Annotated in this window: 6 protein-coding genes and 1 pseudogene; 3 read left to right on the top strand and 4 right to left on the bottom strand. The window is 49.6% G+C overall.

Annotation, left to right across the window (positions count from 1 at the left end; genetic code table 11):
* The first annotated feature begins 13 nt into the window (after positions 1-13).
* The 3 genes from hsdR to EBL_RS16835 all read left to right on the top strand — a co-directional run bounded on the left by hsdR (position 14) and on the right by EBL_RS16835 (position 6,545).
* Positions 14-3,526: a type I restriction-modification system endonuclease gene (gene hsdR, locus EBL_RS16845; RefSeq protein ID WP_002441795.1), complete on the top strand. Its 3,513-nt coding sequence runs from the start codon at positions 14-16 to the stop codon at positions 3,524-3,526.
* A gap of 71 nt (positions 3,527-3,597) precedes the next feature.
* The gene (gene hsdM, locus EBL_RS16840; RefSeq protein WP_002441798.1) at positions 3,598-5,187 is read left to right on the top strand and encodes a type I restriction-modification system methyltransferase; all 1,590 of its coding nucleotides are present in this window, start codon (positions 3,598-3,600) and stop codon (positions 5,185-5,187) included.
* Positions 5,184-6,545, top strand: a complete 1,362-nt coding sequence (locus EBL_RS16835; protein ID WP_002441800.1) for a restriction endonuclease subunit S — start codon at positions 5,184-5,186, stop codon at positions 6,543-6,545. The genes hsdM and EBL_RS16835 overlap by 4 nt, the downstream gene beginning before the upstream one ends.
* 70 nt (positions 6,546-6,615) lie before the next feature.
* Here the strand turns inward: EBL_RS16835 and EBL_RS16830 are convergent, their stop codons facing one another.
* From EBL_RS16830 to EBL_RS16810, 4 genes and pseudogenes are all read right to left on the bottom strand, one after another.
* A complete protein-coding gene (locus tag EBL_RS16830) occupies positions 6,616-12,936 on the bottom strand; it encodes a DEAD/DEAH box helicase (protein WP_002441803.1) in 6,321 nt (2,106 codons plus the stop codon).
* A gap of 12 nt (positions 12,937-12,948) precedes the next feature.
* A pseudogene (locus tag EBL_RS16825) lies at positions 12,949-13,758 on the bottom strand (STY4851/ECs_5259 family protein); the annotation flags it as partial.
* Positions 13,759-13,795: 37 nt separating this feature from the next.
* Positions 13,796-14,883 (bottom strand): IS3 family transposase gene (locus EBL_RS16820; RefSeq protein WP_126298237.1). Its coding sequence is split into 2 segments (ribosomal slippage): positions 13,796-14,631 and positions 14,631-14,883, totalling 1,089 coding nucleotides; the frame shifts between segments, so codons are not numbered across the junction.
* 33 nt (positions 14,884-14,916) lie between these two features.
* A complete protein-coding gene (locus EBL_RS16810; protein WP_014716198.1) occupies positions 14,917-17,436 on the bottom strand; it encodes an STY4851/ECs_5259 family protein in 2,520 nt (839 codons plus the stop codon).
* Between the last annotated feature and the right edge of the window lie 403 nt (positions 17,437-17,839).

The raw sequence follows: 17,839 nt of genomic DNA, 5'->3' as shown, positions 1-17,839 counted from the left end.
GGATTAAAACCTAATGATGACTAAATCCAATTTTGAGTTCCTGAAGGGCGTCAACGATTTCACCTATGCCATAGCCTGTGCGGCGGAAAATAATTACCCGGATGATCCCAACACCGCACTGGTGAAAATGCGTATGTTTGGCGAAGCGACGGCTAAACACCTTGGCCTGCTGCTGGATATCCCCCTCTGTGAGAATCAACACGATCTTCTGCGTGAACTGGGCAAAATTTCCTTTGTTGATGACAACATCCTTTCTGTATTCCATAAATTGCGCCGAATTGGTAACCAGGCCGTCCACGAATACCATAATGATTTGGATGATGCTCAGATGTGCCTGCGCCTGGGTTTCCGTCTTGCCGTCTGGTATTACCGGTTGGTAACCAAAGATTACGACTTTCCTGTGCCGGTTTTTGTGCTGCCTGAGCACGGTGAGGATCGCTACCACGCCGAAGTTCTCACCCTCAAACAGCAACTGGAACAGCAGACACAGGAAAAAGTACAAAGCCAGGCAGAACTGGAAGCTCAGCAGCAACGATTAATTGCACTCAACGGCTACATTGCCGTCCTCGAAGGCAAACAGCAGGAAACCGAAGCACAAACCAAAGCACGCGTGGCCGCACTGGAAGCGCAACTTGCCGCCAAAAACGCCGAGTTAGCAAAACAAACCGAACAGGAACGCAAGGCATATCATAAAGAGATTACCGACCAGGCTATCAAGCGCACACTGAATCTCAGCGAGGAAGAAAGCCGCTTCCTGATTGATGCCCAACTGCGTAAAGCGGGCTGGCAGGCCGATAGTAAAACGTTACGTTTCTCCAAAGGTGAGCGTCCAGAACCGGGTGTAAATAAAGCCATTGCCGAATGGCCAACTGGCAAAGATGAAACCGGGAAGCAAGGTTTTGCGGATTATGTTCTGTTCGTGGGCCTTAAGCCTATCGCAGTGGTCGAAGCAAAACGTAAAAATATCGATGTTCCCGGCAAACTCAACGAATCGTATCGCTACAGTAAATACTTCGATAACGCGTTCTTACGCGACACGTTGTTAGAACACTACTCTCCTGATGAAGTACATGAAGCGGTACCTGCTTACGAAATTAGCTGGCAGGACACCAGCGGCACACAGCGTTTTAAAATCCCCTTTTGCTACTCCACCAACGGGCGTGAATACCGCGCGGCAATGAAGACCAAAAGCGGTATCTGGTATCGCGACGTCCGCCACACCACCAATATGTCGAAAGCGCTGCCGGAATGGCATCGCCCGGAAGAGCTGCTGGATATGCTGGGCAGCGACCCGCAAAAACAGAATCAGTGGTTTGCCGATAACCCCGGAATGAGCGAACTGGGTCTGCGTTATTACCAGGAGGATGCCGTTCGCGCGGTAGAGAAGGCCATTGTTAACGGCCAACAAGAGATCCTGCTGGCAATGGCGACCGGTACCGGTAAAACCCGTACCGCCATTGCCCTGATGTTCCGCCTGATCCAGTCGCAGCGTTTCAAACGCGTCTTGTTCCTGGTTGATCGTCGCTCGCTCGGCGAGCAGGCGCTGGGATCGTTTGAAGATACACGGATTAACGGCGACACTTTTAACAGCATTTTCGATATCAAAGGATTGACTGATAAATTCCCGGAAGACAGCACCAAAATTCACGTCGCCACGGTTCAGTCGCTGGTTAAACGCACGTTGCAATCAGATGAACCGATGCCGGTCGGCCGTTACGACTGTATTGTCGTCGATGAAGCACACCGCGGTTACATTCTCGATAAAGAGCAGACCGAAGGCGAGCTGCAGTTTCGCAGCCAGTTGGATTACGTTTCCGCCTACCGTCGCATTCTCGATCACTTCGATGCGGTAAAAATTGCCCTGACCGCCACGCCAGCGCTGCACACGGTCGATATTTTCGGCGAGCCGGTTTACCGCTACACCTACCGTACGGCGGTGATCGACGGCTACTTGATCGACCAGGATCCGCCTATTCAGATCGTCACCCGCAATGCGCAGGATGGGGTCTATCTTTCCGAGGGTGAACAGGTGGAACGCCTGAACCCACAGGGCGAGCTGATCAACGACACGCTGGCCGATGATCAGGATTTTGAGGTCGCCGATTTTAACCGCGGCCTGGTGATCCCGGCGTTTAACCGTGCGGTATGCGGTGAGCTCACCAACTACCTGGATCCCACCGGGCAACAAAAAACGCTGGTGTTCTGCGTCACCAACGCCCATGCCGACATGGTGGTTGACGAGCTGCGCACCGCGTTTAAGAAAAAGTATCCGCAGCTGGAGCACGACGCGATTATCAAGATCACCGGTGATGCCGATAAAGACGCGAAGAAAGTGCAAAGCATGATCGTCCGCTTCAACAAAGAGCGGCTACCCAATATTGTGGTTACCGTCGATCTGTTGACCACCGGCGTGGATATCCCGTCAATCTGTAATATTGTGTTCCTGCGCAAAGTCAAAAGCCGCATTCTCTACGAGCAGATGAAGGGCCGTGCCACGCGTCTGTGCCCGTCGGTGGGGAAAACCAGCTTTAAGATTTTCGACTGTGTTGATATCTACAGCTCGCTGGAAAGCGTCGATACCATGCGCCCGGTGGTTGTGCGTCCACAGGTGGAACTGCAAACGCTGGTCAATGAAATTACCGACTCAGAAACCTACAAAACCATTGAAGCGGATGGCCGCAGTTTTGCCGAGCACAGCCATGAACAGTTGGTCGCTAAGCTGCAGAGAATCATCGGCCTCGCCATTTATAACCGCGATCGCAGCGAAGCTGTGGATAAACAGGTTCGCCGTCTGGACGAGCTGTGCCTGGATGCCGCGGGCGTCAACTTTGGCGGTCTGGCCTCACGCCTGCGGGAAAAAGGACCGCACTGGAGCGCCGAGATTTTTAATAAGCTTCCCGGCTTTATCGCGCGCCTCGAAAGGCTGAAAACCGATATCAACGCACTGCGCGAGGCCCCCATTTTCCTCGATATTGACGATGAGGTGGTGAGCGTCAAATCGCTGTATGGCGATTACGACACGCCGCAGGATTTCCTCGAAGCGTTTGATGAGCTGGTGCAACGCTCCCCGAACACCCAACCCGCGCTGCAGGCGGTGATTAATCGCCCGCGCGACCTCACCCGTAAAGGGCTGGTGGAATTGCAGGAGTGGTTTGACCGCCAGCATTTTGAAGAGTCATCCCTGCGCAGCGCGTGGAAAGCGACGCGCAATCAGGATATCGCCGCCAGGCTGATTGGTCATATCCGCCGTGCGGCGGTGGGCGATGCGCTCAAACCGTTCGACGAGCGTGTCGATCACGCGCTGACGCGTATCAAGGCCGAGAACGACTGGAGCGATGAACAGCTAAGCTGGCTCGACCGTTTAGCGCAGGCGCTAAAAGAGAAGGTGGTGCTCGACGACGATGTTTTCAAAACCGGCAATTTCCACCGCCGCGGCGGTAAGCCAATGTTACAACGCACCTTTGACGACAACCTCGACAGCGTGTTGGATAAGTTCAGCGATTACATCTGGGATGAGCTCGCCTGACGCGTTATCATCCCCGGCAATTTCTTCTTCTGCGGCCCCGATAAGGGCCGCTGTTTTACATGGGATCTTCAATGAACAATAACGATCTGGTCGCCAAACTGTGGAAACTGTGCGACAACCTGCGCGACGGCGGCGTCTCCTATCAAAACTACGTTAACGAACTTGCCTCGCTGCTGTTTTTGAAAATGTGCAAAGAGACCGGCCAGGAAGCGGATTACCTGCCGGAAGGCTACCGCTGGGATGACCTGAAATCCCGCATTGGCCAGGATCAGATGCAGTTCTACCGTAACCTGCTGGTTCAGTTAGGCTCTGATGAGAAAAAGCTGGTGCAGGCGGTCTTCCATAATGTCAGCACCACCATTGAGCACCCCAAACAGTTAACTGAACTGGTTAGCTATATGGATTCGCTGGACTGGTATAACGGTAGTCATGGTAAGTCTCGCGATGACTTCGGTGATATGTATGAAGGGCTGCTGCAAAAGAACGCTAATGAAACCAAATCTGGGGCAGGCCAGTACTTTACCCCGCGTCCGCTGATCAAAACCATTATCCATCTGCTGAAGCCGCAGCCGCGCGAAGTGGTGCAAGACCCGGCTGCGGGTACGGCGGGTTTTTTGATTGAAGCCGACCGCTACGTGAAGTCACAAACCAACGATCTGGATGATCTTGATGGCGACACCCAGGATTTCCAGATCCACCGCGCGTTTATCGGCCTCGAACTGGTGCCCGGCACCCGCCGTCTGGCGCTGATGAACTGCCTGCTGCACGATATTGAAGGCAACCTCGACCACGGCGGCGCTATCCGTCTGGGCAACACGCTGGGCAGCGACGGTGAAAACCTGCCGAAGGCGCATATTGTTGCCACCAACCCACCGTTTGGCAGCGCCGCGGGCACCAACATTACCCGCACCTTCGTGCACCCGACCAGCAACAAACAGCTGTGCTTTATGCAGCATATCATTGAAACCCTGCACCCCGGGGGGCGCGCGGCGGTGGTGGTGCCGGATAACGTGCTGTTTGAAGGCGGTAAGGGCACCGATATTCGTCGCGACCTGATGGACAAATGCCATCTGCACACCATCCTGCGTCTGCCGACCGGCATCTTTTACGCCCAGGGCGTAAAAACCAACGTGCTGTTCTTTACCAAAGGCACGGTAGCCAATCCGAATCAGGATAAACACTGCACCGACGACGTGTGGGTGTACGACCTGCGTACCAATATGCCGAGCTTCGGCAAGCGCACGCCGTTTACCGAACAGCATCTGCTGCCGTTTGAAAATGTCTACGGTGATGATCCGCACGGCTTAAGCCCGCGTACCGAAGGCGAGTGGAGCTTTAACGCCGAAGAGAGCGAGGTTGCGGACAGCGAAGAGAACAAGAACACCGACCAGCACCTTGCCACCAGCCGCTGGCGCAAGTTCAGCCGTGAGTGGATCCGCACGGCAAAATCCGATTCGCTGGATATCTCCTGGCTGAAGGATAAAGACAGCATTGACGCCGACAGCCTGCCGGAGCCGGATGTGCTGGCCGCAGAAGCGATGGGTGAGCTGGTGCAGGCGCTGGGCGAGCTGGATGCGCTGATGCGCGAGCTGGGGGCGAGCGATGAGGCGGATGCGCAGCGTCAGTTGCTGGAAGAAGCGTTTGGTGAGGTGAAGGCATGAGTGGAGGGAAATTGCCGGAAGGGTGGGTAAAAAGCGAACTGGATAATATACTCCTTACTATTATTGGCGGAGGTACCCCAAGCAAAGCAATCCCTGAGTATTATCAAGGGGATATTCCATGGATGAGTGTCAAGGATATGAATAAACATACCCTTACAGATACTATCGACCATATTACCAATGATGCAGTAGAAAATAGCAGTACAAATATAATTCCTGCTGGGACACCGATTATTGCGACTCGTATGAGCTTGGGTAAAATTGTTACAGCGTCTTTTGATTCAGCAATTAACCAAGACTTAAAGGCGTTATTCCTGTCTAACGGAGTTGATCGTAATTTCTTTATTCACTGGTACCGTTCGCAGGCGCAGCTAATCGAAAGTTTAGGGACCGGTACAACGGTAAAAGGAATACGTCTGGAAGTTTTGAAGGCTCTTTCAATTAATCTCCCGCCATTTTTCGAACAAAAAATCATCGCCGAAAAACTTGATACGCTGCTGGCACAGGTAGAGAGCACCAAAGCACGTCTTGAGCAAATCCCACAAATCCTGAAACGTTTTCGTCAGGCGGTACTCTCTGTTGCAATGAGTGGTGGGCTAACGGAGGAATGGCGGAAAAGTAACTCTATACTATTCTCTTCATGGGTGAATAGTAATATAGGAGAGTTGGCCCAAGTAGCTACAGGTAAAACTCCTAAACGAACCGAAGTAAAGTATTGGGAGAATGGTTCAATTCCTTGGCTAACAAGTTCAATTACTGGCGAAATTTATACGGAAGTCGCAGAGCAATTTATTACACCTATTGCACTAAAAGAATGTACGCTTAAAATATTTTCTCCAGGCACACTACTTTTAGCGATGTATGGCGAAGGGAAAACTCGTGGTCAAGTCACAGAATTAAAAATACATGCAGCATGCAATCAAGCCTGTGCGGCAATCATATGTGACAAGGAAAAAATTGACCTGCAATTTTTAAAAATGCGCTTAATGGAAAATTATCAGGAAACAAGGAAAGCCGCTGCTGGAGGTAACCAGCCAAATTTAAACTTGAATAAAGTTCGAGAAATACCAGTAATCGTTCCCCCACTCCCTGAACAAGCCGAAATCGTCCGCCGTGTCGAACAACTCTTCGCCTACGCCGACACCATCGAAAAACAGGTCAACAGCGCCCTAACCTGCGTCAACAACCTCACCCAGTCGATGCTGGCAAAAGCCTTCCGCGGCGAGCTTACCGCCCAGTGGCGTGCGGAAAACCCTGAGCTCATCAGCGGTGAAAACAGCGCCGCCGCGTTGCTGGAAAAGATCAAAGCCGAACGCGCTGCCAGCGGCGGTAAAAAAGCCGCGCGTAAAAAAGCGTAATGGTGATTATCGAACGTCACTGATTCGTACATTTTAGCGCTCCCAATTCTTTATTGGGAGCGCTAATCCATTAAGACGTCATCACCTCTACCAGCACATCCGTTGCCCAGCTTTCCTCGCTATTAAGGACTTTGCCCTCCTGGCAGGCTTGCGCCAGTTTTACTAGCTGATAAGTCACATCATCAGTAAAGTCAAAGTTACGCCATGCATACGGGAAGTCGATACGCCAGTATCCCATTCCCTGATCGAAGCGAATCTTCAACGTCTGACCATTCTCAAAGGCCACCGTCAGCTTACGATGATGCGGAATATCACGTGGCGAATCGAACACCGTCAGTTCTACCGCTCTGCCCATTGCCGCTGTAAACCACTGGTCGGCGAAATCCTGAAAATCCGCTTCGCTCATCCAGTCATGAGAGGGGCGATTTCCTGAACGTTCTTTAGATTTAAACAACGTATCCAACGCCAGTTCAGCATCATCGGTCAGCTTTGTTTTTAGCGGTTTCAGGATCGCCCCCAGCAGCGCCAGCGCAACCGGGTTTTGCAGATAGCGATCGGTATAGTGAACGTGGGTAATTTGCTGGTTTTTCATCAGCGACTGTGCCTCTTCATGGCTGTTAAACAGCGCGTCCCAGAAGCGTTGTCCGAACTGCGAAAGTGGACCATTTAACTGTTTATGAATCTCTATGTCTTTGACACGCTCAACAGCGTTCGCTGCTTTCCCCGGCAGTACAAACTCGTTCAGTTTTACCGTTTTATAGCCGAGGCTGCGAACGACCAGTTTGTCATTCAGGTGCCAGCCTGGCCCTGGGGTAGTTGCCTGCTGGCTGCGTGAAGCCAGCGTCATTACGCGATCGGCAAAGGCGATTTGCGCCACAATCGGCAATTCCAGAGTCTGTTCGCTATGACACAAGCGCACGCCCAAAGCAGTAAACTGCGAAAGTTCGTGCAACAGCTCCGGATCATCGACGCCAGCAGGAATGACAAGGTCGACCGCAACATTGTCTTTAATCCGGTAGTTCTGAATAGCCGCCCGGAATTGACGGGCATAAAGATCCCACTCATTGAGTGGCCCGTTCACCCACAGTGTGAGTTTTTCAGCTCCCTCGTTAATCGCCCGACGAAGGGTATCGCCAATGGCTCCCGGGCAGTAGCGGGCATCCGGTAGTGAGAATGTCTCTTCATCAGGCAAACCGATGTAGTACGAGAAGTCATCACCAAGCCATGCCTGTGCCGCTTTACGATCCAGCAAATCGTGATCGTGGCGTGTCTGGGAGTCGAGGAGGCATTCACTGCATGCTGTATCGCAGTGGTGGCAACCCAACTGCTTCACCATTCCCCGCAGAATGGCCTCAATGTGCATCGGCGCACTGGATGCAAAACCCGCACCACCGCTAATCACATCGTAAAGTTGAACGGCTAATACCGATTGTCCATCTGCCAGTCTGACCGGACGCACGGCGTAGCCCAGTTCTGCCGCGGAGATACCCAAAACCCCGGCCAGCGCCTGACGTAGGGCAACCGCCAGAGTCATGGCAACAATCCGGCCTTCTTCCGTGCTATCCGGCAGATATTCACCGTTTTGCGGCTTGCGTAGAACCATTTCAAAGACATCCGTTCGCGCCAATGCCCCCAGCGTGACGTTCTTCATGAGCGCCGTCGAACCGGGGCAAATTAGACGTTGATTCTGGCTGTCGCGATCCGCTTTTCCCGGACGCGGCGGGTAGTGGGCTTCCATACTTTTCGGCGCATCGTTTGCGTTCAACATCGACTCTGCGCGACCGCAGCTCAGGCAAAGTGCGTAACCATGCCCACCTTCTCCAAGGCTTTGCTGGAAAACATGCCCATCAGCGCCAGATGCCATATACCCCATTATCGGGTTAGGTAGCGATACGGGTTCTGCTTTAACAAATACCCAGGCAGGGACAACCGGGATAAATTTCATGGTTTCAATATTGTTCGTCACCGGCGCGTGCGCATCAGTTACAAACCCGGCTGGCTGCAGCACCTGGCGACGATTATCCATGATGATTTTTTCACCACAGGCGCTGTTGGTGCAAAATAGCGTCCCGGAACTGCTCAACCCCTCTTCATAGCCTATGGTCCCGCATTTGTGACAGCGCCAGGCGCAATCCAGACGCTGGGCTTCATTGGTATCGGCATTAATATTGTGCCAGTGCAGTGAGACGCCAGCAGAGCGGAAGACCCGGCCATCCAGTATGATCTCTGCACCTGGTGCATATTCACGGATGGCAACCCCCAGGTTACGCGAGGGAAGTCCCTTATAACGTGACACATTATCTTCGCGATCTTTTTTATCCCGGTTTTTCTGTGATTTTTCACGGATATAGTCTTCCATAGTGAAGTTATCAAACGTCACCACATCTGTCGGGAAGCCGTATCCCGGCAGGAAAGTCCTGGCCGCCAGGTCACGCAGCAAATACTCGCCACAGTGTCGTTTTTTCTCCAGTTCTATGCGCTTGCGATAAGGTGTTTGTGGCTGCGACTCTCGCTCCTGGGCTACAAGATCGCGGTAGACGGAAAGCCATCGCTGCTGCATGAACGTAATCGCATGGATTGTTTTATCTCGCAACAGGTCGGGTCTGGCACCATGTAATGCTGTGCCTTTCACCAGCCGTTCCAGCGCCGCGTCGATATCAAGAACCGGACGCTCGAGCCAGACTTTAAAGCGTTCACACTTTGATTGCCCGTCGTCTTCACCGAAAAACCAGAGGCTATCGAGACTGGTTTTTTCTTTATCCGTTTCGCCAATGACGTGACATAAAAAGTCGGACAGTAATAGCGCATTAACGTGGCGTTGCACCAGCCGGGCGGAATTCATTGCCACCATTGGCGCGGGGATCATGGTCTCAAATGGCCAGAGTGGGTTGGCAAAAACCTGTTGATCGTGCGGGTTCCCTTTACATAGTGTGTAAGAGATCGCACGCGATTCCTGACTACGCCCGGCTCGCCCGGCACGCTGTAAATAGTTAGCCGGATGGGGCGGTACGTTGTTCATCACTACGGCGGTAATGCCACCGATATCAACCCCCATTTCCATGGTGGTAGAACAGTTAAGAACATTAAGCTGCCCGTTCTTGAACATCTTTTCGTAGCTTTGCAGGCGTTCTGAAGACTGCTGGGCAGAGTGCTCTGCAGTGCGGTAGTAGAAGCCACCTTCAACGACACGATCGTTGATATCCGTCCAGACGTTTTCCGAACGTAATTGTGCGATCAGTGGTTCTTTACTAACCCAGTCACGTACCTTCGCCAGACCCGGAGCGTAGTCTTCTTGCGAACGATCCAGCTTCCAGATTTCCGGCATGGTGACCTTTTGTGCGACAAAAGCGTCATATTGTGTCTTGGTAAGGTGTTCAAACGAAATGTGGGTGGGCAGATAAGGGGTTAAGCCTTTAAAGGCCGTATCCAGAATCTTATTGGTTACCGGACAAATCCAGGCATCTGTGATTAAAGAAAAAGTCATGTGCTCTTTTGGCAGATAGAAACGGTTACCATCAGGTTTCAGCACTGCAAGTGGCCCAGTAAGTTGGGTCCACGCTTCTTTCAGCCACGTATTGATAATATCCATCGTCGCCGTATTTACGGTTTTGAATCCTGCGCCAAGCATTAATAACTTCACTAAACGATGGGATATATTGCCATTACGAATTTGCGGCCAGCGTCTGTTCTGATTATCTTCGGGATCTTTTGTGTCTGGGTTACGGACGAATTTCGATGAAAAACGGCTACCAATCCAGTTTTTCAACTCATCGTCCAGTTGTGTGAAGTTGCTTTCACGTACGTAGAGATCCAGCGTAACCTTAAGAAAATCCTTCCAGTCATCCAGCGTCAGCCCTTTCTCTTGCCAATGCACCGGCATCTTATGGATCTTCTCCAGCCCCTGATAACCAACCTGAACTAATCCCTGCGTTTCCAGGCTGTTAGTTCGTTTGGGCCGGCGCATAAACTCCCGGAATAACAACATTTCAGAAAGCTTCAGCGGCCCGCCATTTTCATTGAAAATTTCAGGCTTCAGATAGTGGTTATATTGCAGAATAGGACCGCGAATATCGGCTTTCTCTTTAAGTTCATTAACCATTTCAATCCAGGTCCGCGAAACCAGAATAGTCGCAGCTTTGCCACCGGTCGCGGCCTGAATAGCCTGTTCAAGCTGTTCGGCTTGCGCTTCAGCCAGTTTTGCTTGTTCCGGCATTCCCCAGCTTCTATATTCTTTCGCCTCATGGCGGGCCTGTTTTGCCCTCGTCGCTAACTTTTCCAGATCGGCATTGGCATTCGGTGTTGCAGAAGTCTGTGTTCGTTGATGCCAGCTCAGGATTTCGACCACACTACCGCGTAAGCGGCTGCGCTCAGCTTCTTGCTGCATGCGCACCGCCATTCGGGCCGTTCCTTGCCGGCTGTCGGTAAAGGTAATAAGTCGACGGCCTCGACCTGGTAACGAATCAGGTCCGACGCCCTCTTTTCCTTCTTCACTAATAAAATCCTGACAATATTCCAGAACGGTTGGCACAATATTGGTGACGTAAAATGGCCCACCTAATAAGGCTCGGCGGAACGGTTGTTTTCCGCTCGCGCCTCTGTAGCCACAGCTACTGGCACTACATACTTGTTCAATGTCGTTAATAACCAGCGGGATGCTGTCATTGTTAATAACACCAATACGACGTGTCTGACGGTCCAGACGCTGTAGGGTATAACCCGCCTCGCTGGTCTTCTCTGCGGCGATAATGAGTGGGGGCTGAAAACGACTCTCTTTATCAACTTTTTCTTCTGCGGCATCATTTTCAATATGCACATCATCTTGCAAAGAGAACTCATCACCGCCTTTATTTTCCCATTGGACAAGTTTTCCCTTTTTGTCCCGCGCCAGAAGATGTGGCTCATTACATTCATTACAGAATGCCAGCTCGTAAACCGGGCTTCCACAATCGCAATTTTGGCGTTTGTTCACATACACATAGCCAAAAGGCCAACCCTTTTCCAGCGGGGTACCGTGCTTTAATCTGCATTCTTTATCAACACAGGCCCACACCCCCTGGGTATTGCGTTGGAATATGTGCGCCCTGACCTTAAGAAATGCGGGATCCTTAGTATTGGGTTGTGTGCCAGAGCAGACGTCAATCCAGCGCAACACATCCTGCTGGCTATAATGCTGTTTTGTTAGCGAGTTCAACCGCTGCGTCATATCATCCAACTTCATTGGATTCGGTTGAGTAACTAGCATGTCGCGCAAGTAATACGCTTCAGGTGAATGCGTAAGTGCATCAAAGCGCTCTGGGCTTACGCCCTTCATGTCTGTATCAGGGATTTGCTCAATTTCTTCTAACGGAATAAAAACGTGTTTGCATGGTTCCAGTTCCGGAATAACCCGGCTTCCGTCCAGTACGTCAATGCGCTCTTGCGGTATACCGGATAATTCAGAGAGGAATTTTTTTAATTGCTTTTCGGCATCGCTTCCGGCAATGGTTGCAGAGGTTGCTACAAAGCGAACATCATCTGGAGTCACACCAAAGGCCGTCATCACGCGGCGTAACTGCAGCGCCAGTTCAGCGGCCTGCGAGCCGACATAGGTATGCGCTTCATCCAATACGATCCAGCGTAATGATTTTTGTGATTTAGATTGCTGGATAATTGGAGCGTCGATCTGGCGGACCATCATATATTCCAGCATTGTGCCGTTGGTCACTAGAATTGGAGCGGGTTCTTCACGCATTTTTTCGCGCGAGAGTACTTCATTCGGTCTTTTTACCTGTTCGCTTTTCACTGCGGCGTGTAGATTTTCGGTATTTCCGTTGTAGAGGCAGTATCGGATTCCGGAACCAAAACCACGTGTCCAGGCGTCCAGGCGCTCACGTTGCGAATTAATTAAGGCGTTAAGTGGATAGAGGAAAAGGGCCCTGACGCCGATAAGTGGGTTGTTGCCATTTTCATGTAATTCCCGGTAGAGGTCTTCCAGCACCGGCACCATAAAACATTCGGTTTTGCCTGAACCCGTACCGCTGGTCACTACCACAGAATGTTTTTTTTCCAGCAGAGCCTTCCAACTGGCTAGCTGGTGAGTAAAGGGTTTCCAGTCAGCACCAAAACGATAGCGTCCATTGTTCTGATCATCCAGCGAATCAACCACAGCTTTACTGAGCAATGCCTTGCCTTCCGTCAGGCTACGCATCGTTTTGTTTGACGCTTTCCAGCCAAACATTTGTTGGAAAACGGGAGAAGCAAGGAATGAGCCTGATTTCCCACAATCGGCGCCCATTTGTTGCGCGAGGTGCTCACGCAACTGCGGGTTTGTGACCCCCATGATACTCAGTGTTGCTTCAGTTGAACGAGACAACGATTGTTCAATAAGTGACGAAAAATAGCGTGTAGTCATTCTTATCCCTTTTTATTTTTGAGCAAAATAACGCAACAGGCTGCACTGGAAGATGGCCTTAAACCAGCGGGAATCGAAGTCCCTGACCTGTCTCAGGAAAAATACGGCACCCGGTTTACGGTCAAATACGGCTTCAAAAGAGGTATTGCCGCTTGCTACAGCTGCGGCGAAGACGGGTAACCAGGCAACGGAATAGCGGTATTCTGCGTCAGGATTAATGCTGATCACTGGATTTTTTTGTGATGTCATCCAGCTATGCAGCCGCTTGCTGCCGTACTCTGGCCAGCGAGCTTCACTATGCTCACGTAAAAGCTCCTGATACCACTCGCGAATGAAGAACTCTGGAATGGGCGGAGGGAATTGTCCATAACTTAACCATTTCTCAATTTCGTCGGCATATGTCGGAAAAACGAGCCCCAATCGCTGATACAAGCTCTTCACCAGTAAATTCTGGGTTTCTTCCGGTGCACCCTTTTGGCTCAGGAACAATTTAAATCGATCGGCTGCAGTTTTGATTTCGAAGATGGGGAAGAACTCCCATAAAATAGGGAACTCATTTTCAATGCGGCTCAGATACTCAGCTGACATCTCAAATTTAAATAGCGACATCGCCAGTGCTCGTGGATGCTGTACTAGCGCACGCCAAACTTCAAAGGTTGCCAGCGGCAGATAACCAAATTGGTCGTACAGGCAACGCATAAATTGCCAGCCGGAATGAGCGGGATCGTTAGCCATCTGTTCAAGTACCAGTGTAATGGTATTAACTTCAGACTGGGGATTAAAAAGCTGGGTCGCTTTCTGCAATGAACGAATACTACTTTGGTAATCCTCCCATTTTTAACGGAGGCGATAAGTAGAATCAGGTCATGCGTTGAATATGCTGCATTGGCGTGAAGCCATTCAGTGCCATATTCGGACGCTCGTGATTATAAAACCATTGCCAGCGTGTGGCATAGTCCTGCAATTCGTCCAGTGATGTAAACAGGTGCTGTCCCAGCCAGTCATAACGTACAGTCCGGTTATATCGCTCAATATATGCATTTTGCTGAGGTTTTCCGGGTTGAATAAAACGCAGGGTGATATTCTGCTGAACAGCCCATGACATCAGTATCTTGCCGGTATATTCTGGCCCATTATCACATCGTATTGCTGCTGGTTTACCTTTCCACTCAATCAGTTGTTCGAGTGTCCTCACCACTCGATTTGCGGGAAGAGAAAAATCCACCTCAATGGCCAGCGCTTCACGATTAAAGTCATCGATAACATTCAGCAATCGGACGGAACGACCATCCGACAGTTGATCGTGCATGAAGTCCATCGACCAGCATTCATTGCGGCTTTCAGGCACCGCCAGCGGCTCGGGCTTATCCCGTTTCAGTCGTTTTTTCGGTTTAATTCGCCTGTTCAGCGACAACTCGCAATAAATCCGGTATACCCTTTTGTGATTGAACTTAAAGCCTTTTACGTTACGCAGGTACAAAAAGCACAGACCAAAACCCCAGTTGCGCTGACTGTCGGTGATACGGAGTAGCCAGTCAGCAATAACCGTGTTTTCTTCATTCAGTTGAGGCTGATAGCGATAGCAACTTTCGCTGACAACAAACAACTGGCAGGCAAAACGTATGCTGACGCTTCGGTGCCTGACCGCGTCCTGTGCCATCTGCTTTCGCTGCGATGGCTTCACCACTTTTTTGCCATAGCCTCCTGAATAATTTCGGCTTTGAGCCGTTCTTCGGCATACATCTTTTTCAGGCGGCGGTTTTCATCTTCCAGCTCTTTTAGTCGGGCCATCATGGATGCATCCATTCCGCCAAAGCGTGAACGCCACTTGTAGAAACTGGCATTGCTCATACCATGTTCGCGGCACAGTTCAGCAACTGGCGTTCCGGCCTCAGCCTGCTTGAGGATGGCCATGATCTGGCTGTCGGTAAAGCGTGATTTTTTCATAGAGATCTCCCCGGTTCAGATTACGAGAAAATTCTACTTATGAACACACCGGTTTTTCGGGGGGATTACCCTTTCATCCACAGGTAACGACGGTTCCCCACGAATGAAGCAGGGGCGAAACGCCATTTCCTCACCCTGTTTGGGGACGACTAACCACGGCCCATTTTTGTTAATAACCGAACTCAGTTCATATTCACCTGTCGGTACACCTTCGCTCATTCTTGATGATAATGGGGTGATTTTTCTCTCCGGCTCACTCAATAACATGATGACAGGTGAAGACATTTGCCCGGTACGATAATGGGTTGACTGGCTGATGAGAAGTTCTCTTTCATAATCATAGCGTAAACTGTATTTATAGCGGCGAATCTGCCAGCTCATTACAGCACCTGCGCCTTTGATTTGCATCTCAACAACCTGGTCAACTCCTGTCTCAAGAGACAGTAAGTTTTCAATATGCTCTCTCAGGCTGTATAAATTGAGTTCGACGGGGTGTTCCCCCGCGGTATAACACCATTCATGCCATGCCTGTAACCCACTTTTGGAACGTAAATGTAATTCCAGTGAAAAACGTGTCGGATCGCCATTTTTACCAAATAAAAAGGCTCTCGAACCCAGCAAATCATGCAGAGTAATATTTTTATCCAGAGTGCATCCATTTGCATCAAGGGCCAGGCAACCTTTTGCAGGGAAAGGTAGAGTCATCTCTACTGGGGCTGCACCCAAATTTGGGTAAATCTGCAAAGAGACAAACGCAGGAGGTATTCCTTCTGCTTTAAGTAATATTTCTGTTTGTCCTGCTGAGCGTTTGCGAGCAACCTCTAGTGTTTTATCTTTTAAGACAGACATGCAGGGATGTTGCGTTGAGATAACAATGGAACCTTCATTGGCTAGCTCACCACCCTTTATTTCAATGTTAAAATCTGCCGGCAAGATCCCAATTTTTCGACGCAGTAGAGTTTCATTGTGAGTATTTCTGACAGAAACATATTGCGTACCCATCATCTCTTGTACCTGACATTCATCTAACGATATGCCACTCAGGTAACGTTTGAATTGTATATCTTCAGCATTCAGGTTTTTCGCCGTAACTTTAGGTACACCAAGGAATGTTTCATCAGGATGGCAATTCCAGGTAACATGTTTTCCATAAAAATCAAATCCGCTCTGATTAGATTGTTCCCTCCCGGTGCGGATCTTGTATGTTTCATCTCCGGAAATGGTTATATCTTGGCGTCCTTTTACGGACAGTGTTCTGAGTCCTAATAACGACGCTGTACCTGGAGAGCCTTCACACCCTGAAATAGTGGTTTTTTCTTGAGGTAAGGCAATAAGAACATTGCTATTACGTACAGTACAAGAAGCTTGCCCTTGCAATAACCAGCGTTCCTCATCATCAACAAAAGTAAGTGGTACCTCGCCAACGGCGATTTCACTATCTTCAAGTTTTATGGTGCCAACAATCATTCCTCCAGTTCGTGCAACAATCGTTAAGCTCGCAGCTGGCTGGCGTCTGACAAATCTCGACTCACTTTTACGCAGGCGAACTTTGGCATGGGCGTTCTCCAGGGATGCATAGGCGGGGCCGAGACAGGTGACTTCTTCACCATCTTCATAAATGGCAAGTTCAAATCGCGTCGTTGAGGGAGTGCTGATGATTGGGAAGGTGAGTTCATCAGGCAGCGAAATTATCGCCTGGATTTGATTGGGATGGTTTTCCGACCAATAGAATTGACAACCGGAACCCTTATTTTTTTGTAAGTGGGATTTAGCCTCTACGGAGGCAGTACATAGCAACCCATTAAGAAAGCGAGTACCTGTTTCATCATCCAAAGGCATAGGGAACTCATCACGCCATTTTGGATGCACTTTATCAAGCTGCTTCACGGGTTCGGTATGATTGCTCAGGTTGTACATTAGAACCAGCGAGCTGAGTTTTTCCGCTATATGGCTGATGAGTTCTACAGAAGTGTCTTCGCTAAAAACAGTTGGCAGGGCTGATTTTTCTATGACAGTTCTTACTAGAGAAAGTATGGAAAATCCTGCCAGTTGTGCCTGCCCATATTGATTGAGAATCCGGGAGAATACATTCTGAAAATGGCTATCCGATTCTTTCAGTAAGCGGAATGGTAATCCCCCCTCACTGAACAATGTTCCGAGAAAATTACGTCGTTCCGATTCGTAAAATCGGATTGGGCGGTTCCAGTAACCTTCCATCCCTTTAGGGATAATAATCCTTAATTCAGTCGACGTTAATGATACTCCCAATGCTCTATATATAGGGTCCCACATCCAACCACAATGGCGCTCATAATCTCTGCGATACCATTCAGAGCAAAAAAGGACAAAACAGGCAGCGTAACCTTTATCATCGATATTACTCTGTACTTGACCAACTGCACGAAGTAGTTGTGTTAGATTATTGTATTCATCATTGGTCGCGTGATATTCATATAGGGGACGGCTATCAGGTTGTCTCAATCCTCTACGATTAAGAAAGTTACTTAGCCAGGAAGTACATTTTACCCAAGAAATGCATTCTGATTGACTCAAGGCAAACTCCTTACAGACAAGCGAAAAAACCTTATAGTTTTAGTTAAAAAACAGATCAGATTACTCTTGTGTTGGTATAACTTCAACTACTAATTTTTGTGGGTGTATCTCACAGGTGGTTTTTATTTAAATGATAACAAAAATTGATTGATTCCATCCTATTTATCGAGTTGTTTTATTATTTCAAATAAAAGGAAGTTTTACTTTGGCGTCGCTATGCACAATGACGAATAATTTATCTTCTATGATATAGAGCAAACAGGAGAACTATACAACCAGGAGTAATAAAAGTTGTATCATCAGTCAAAAATACATGGGGTTGATGTTTGCTGTGTATGCATTACATTATATGTATTGCAGGAGTATTTCTATATTATTATCAATGCGTTAAATGGAGATATTG

Source organism: Shimwellia blattae DSM 4481 = NBRC 105725, from assembly GCF_000262305.1.
In the GTDB taxonomy this organism is placed as follows: domain Bacteria; phylum Pseudomonadota; class Gammaproteobacteria; order Enterobacterales; family Enterobacteriaceae; genus Shimwellia; species Shimwellia blattae.
Note: the sequence above shows the minus strand (reverse complement) of the source record. Positions and strands in the feature narration are given on the sequence as shown.

Excerpts from the sequence above, each read along its gene's own strand:
- hsdR (WP_002441795.1), top strand. The coding sequence starts at position 14 with ATGATGACTAAATCCAATTTTGAGTTCCTGAAGGGCGTCAACGATTTC.
- hsdM (WP_002441798.1), top strand. The coding sequence starts at position 3,598 with ATGAACAATAACGATCTGGTCGCCAAACTGTGGAAACTGTGCGACAAC.
- EBL_RS16835 (WP_002441800.1), top strand. The coding sequence starts at position 5,184 with ATGAGTGGAGGGAAATTGCCGGAAGGGTGGGTAAAAAGCGAACTGGAT.
- EBL_RS16830 (WP_002441803.1), bottom strand. The coding sequence starts at position 12,936 with ATGACTACACGCTATTTTTCGTCACTTATTGAACAATCGTTGTCTCGT.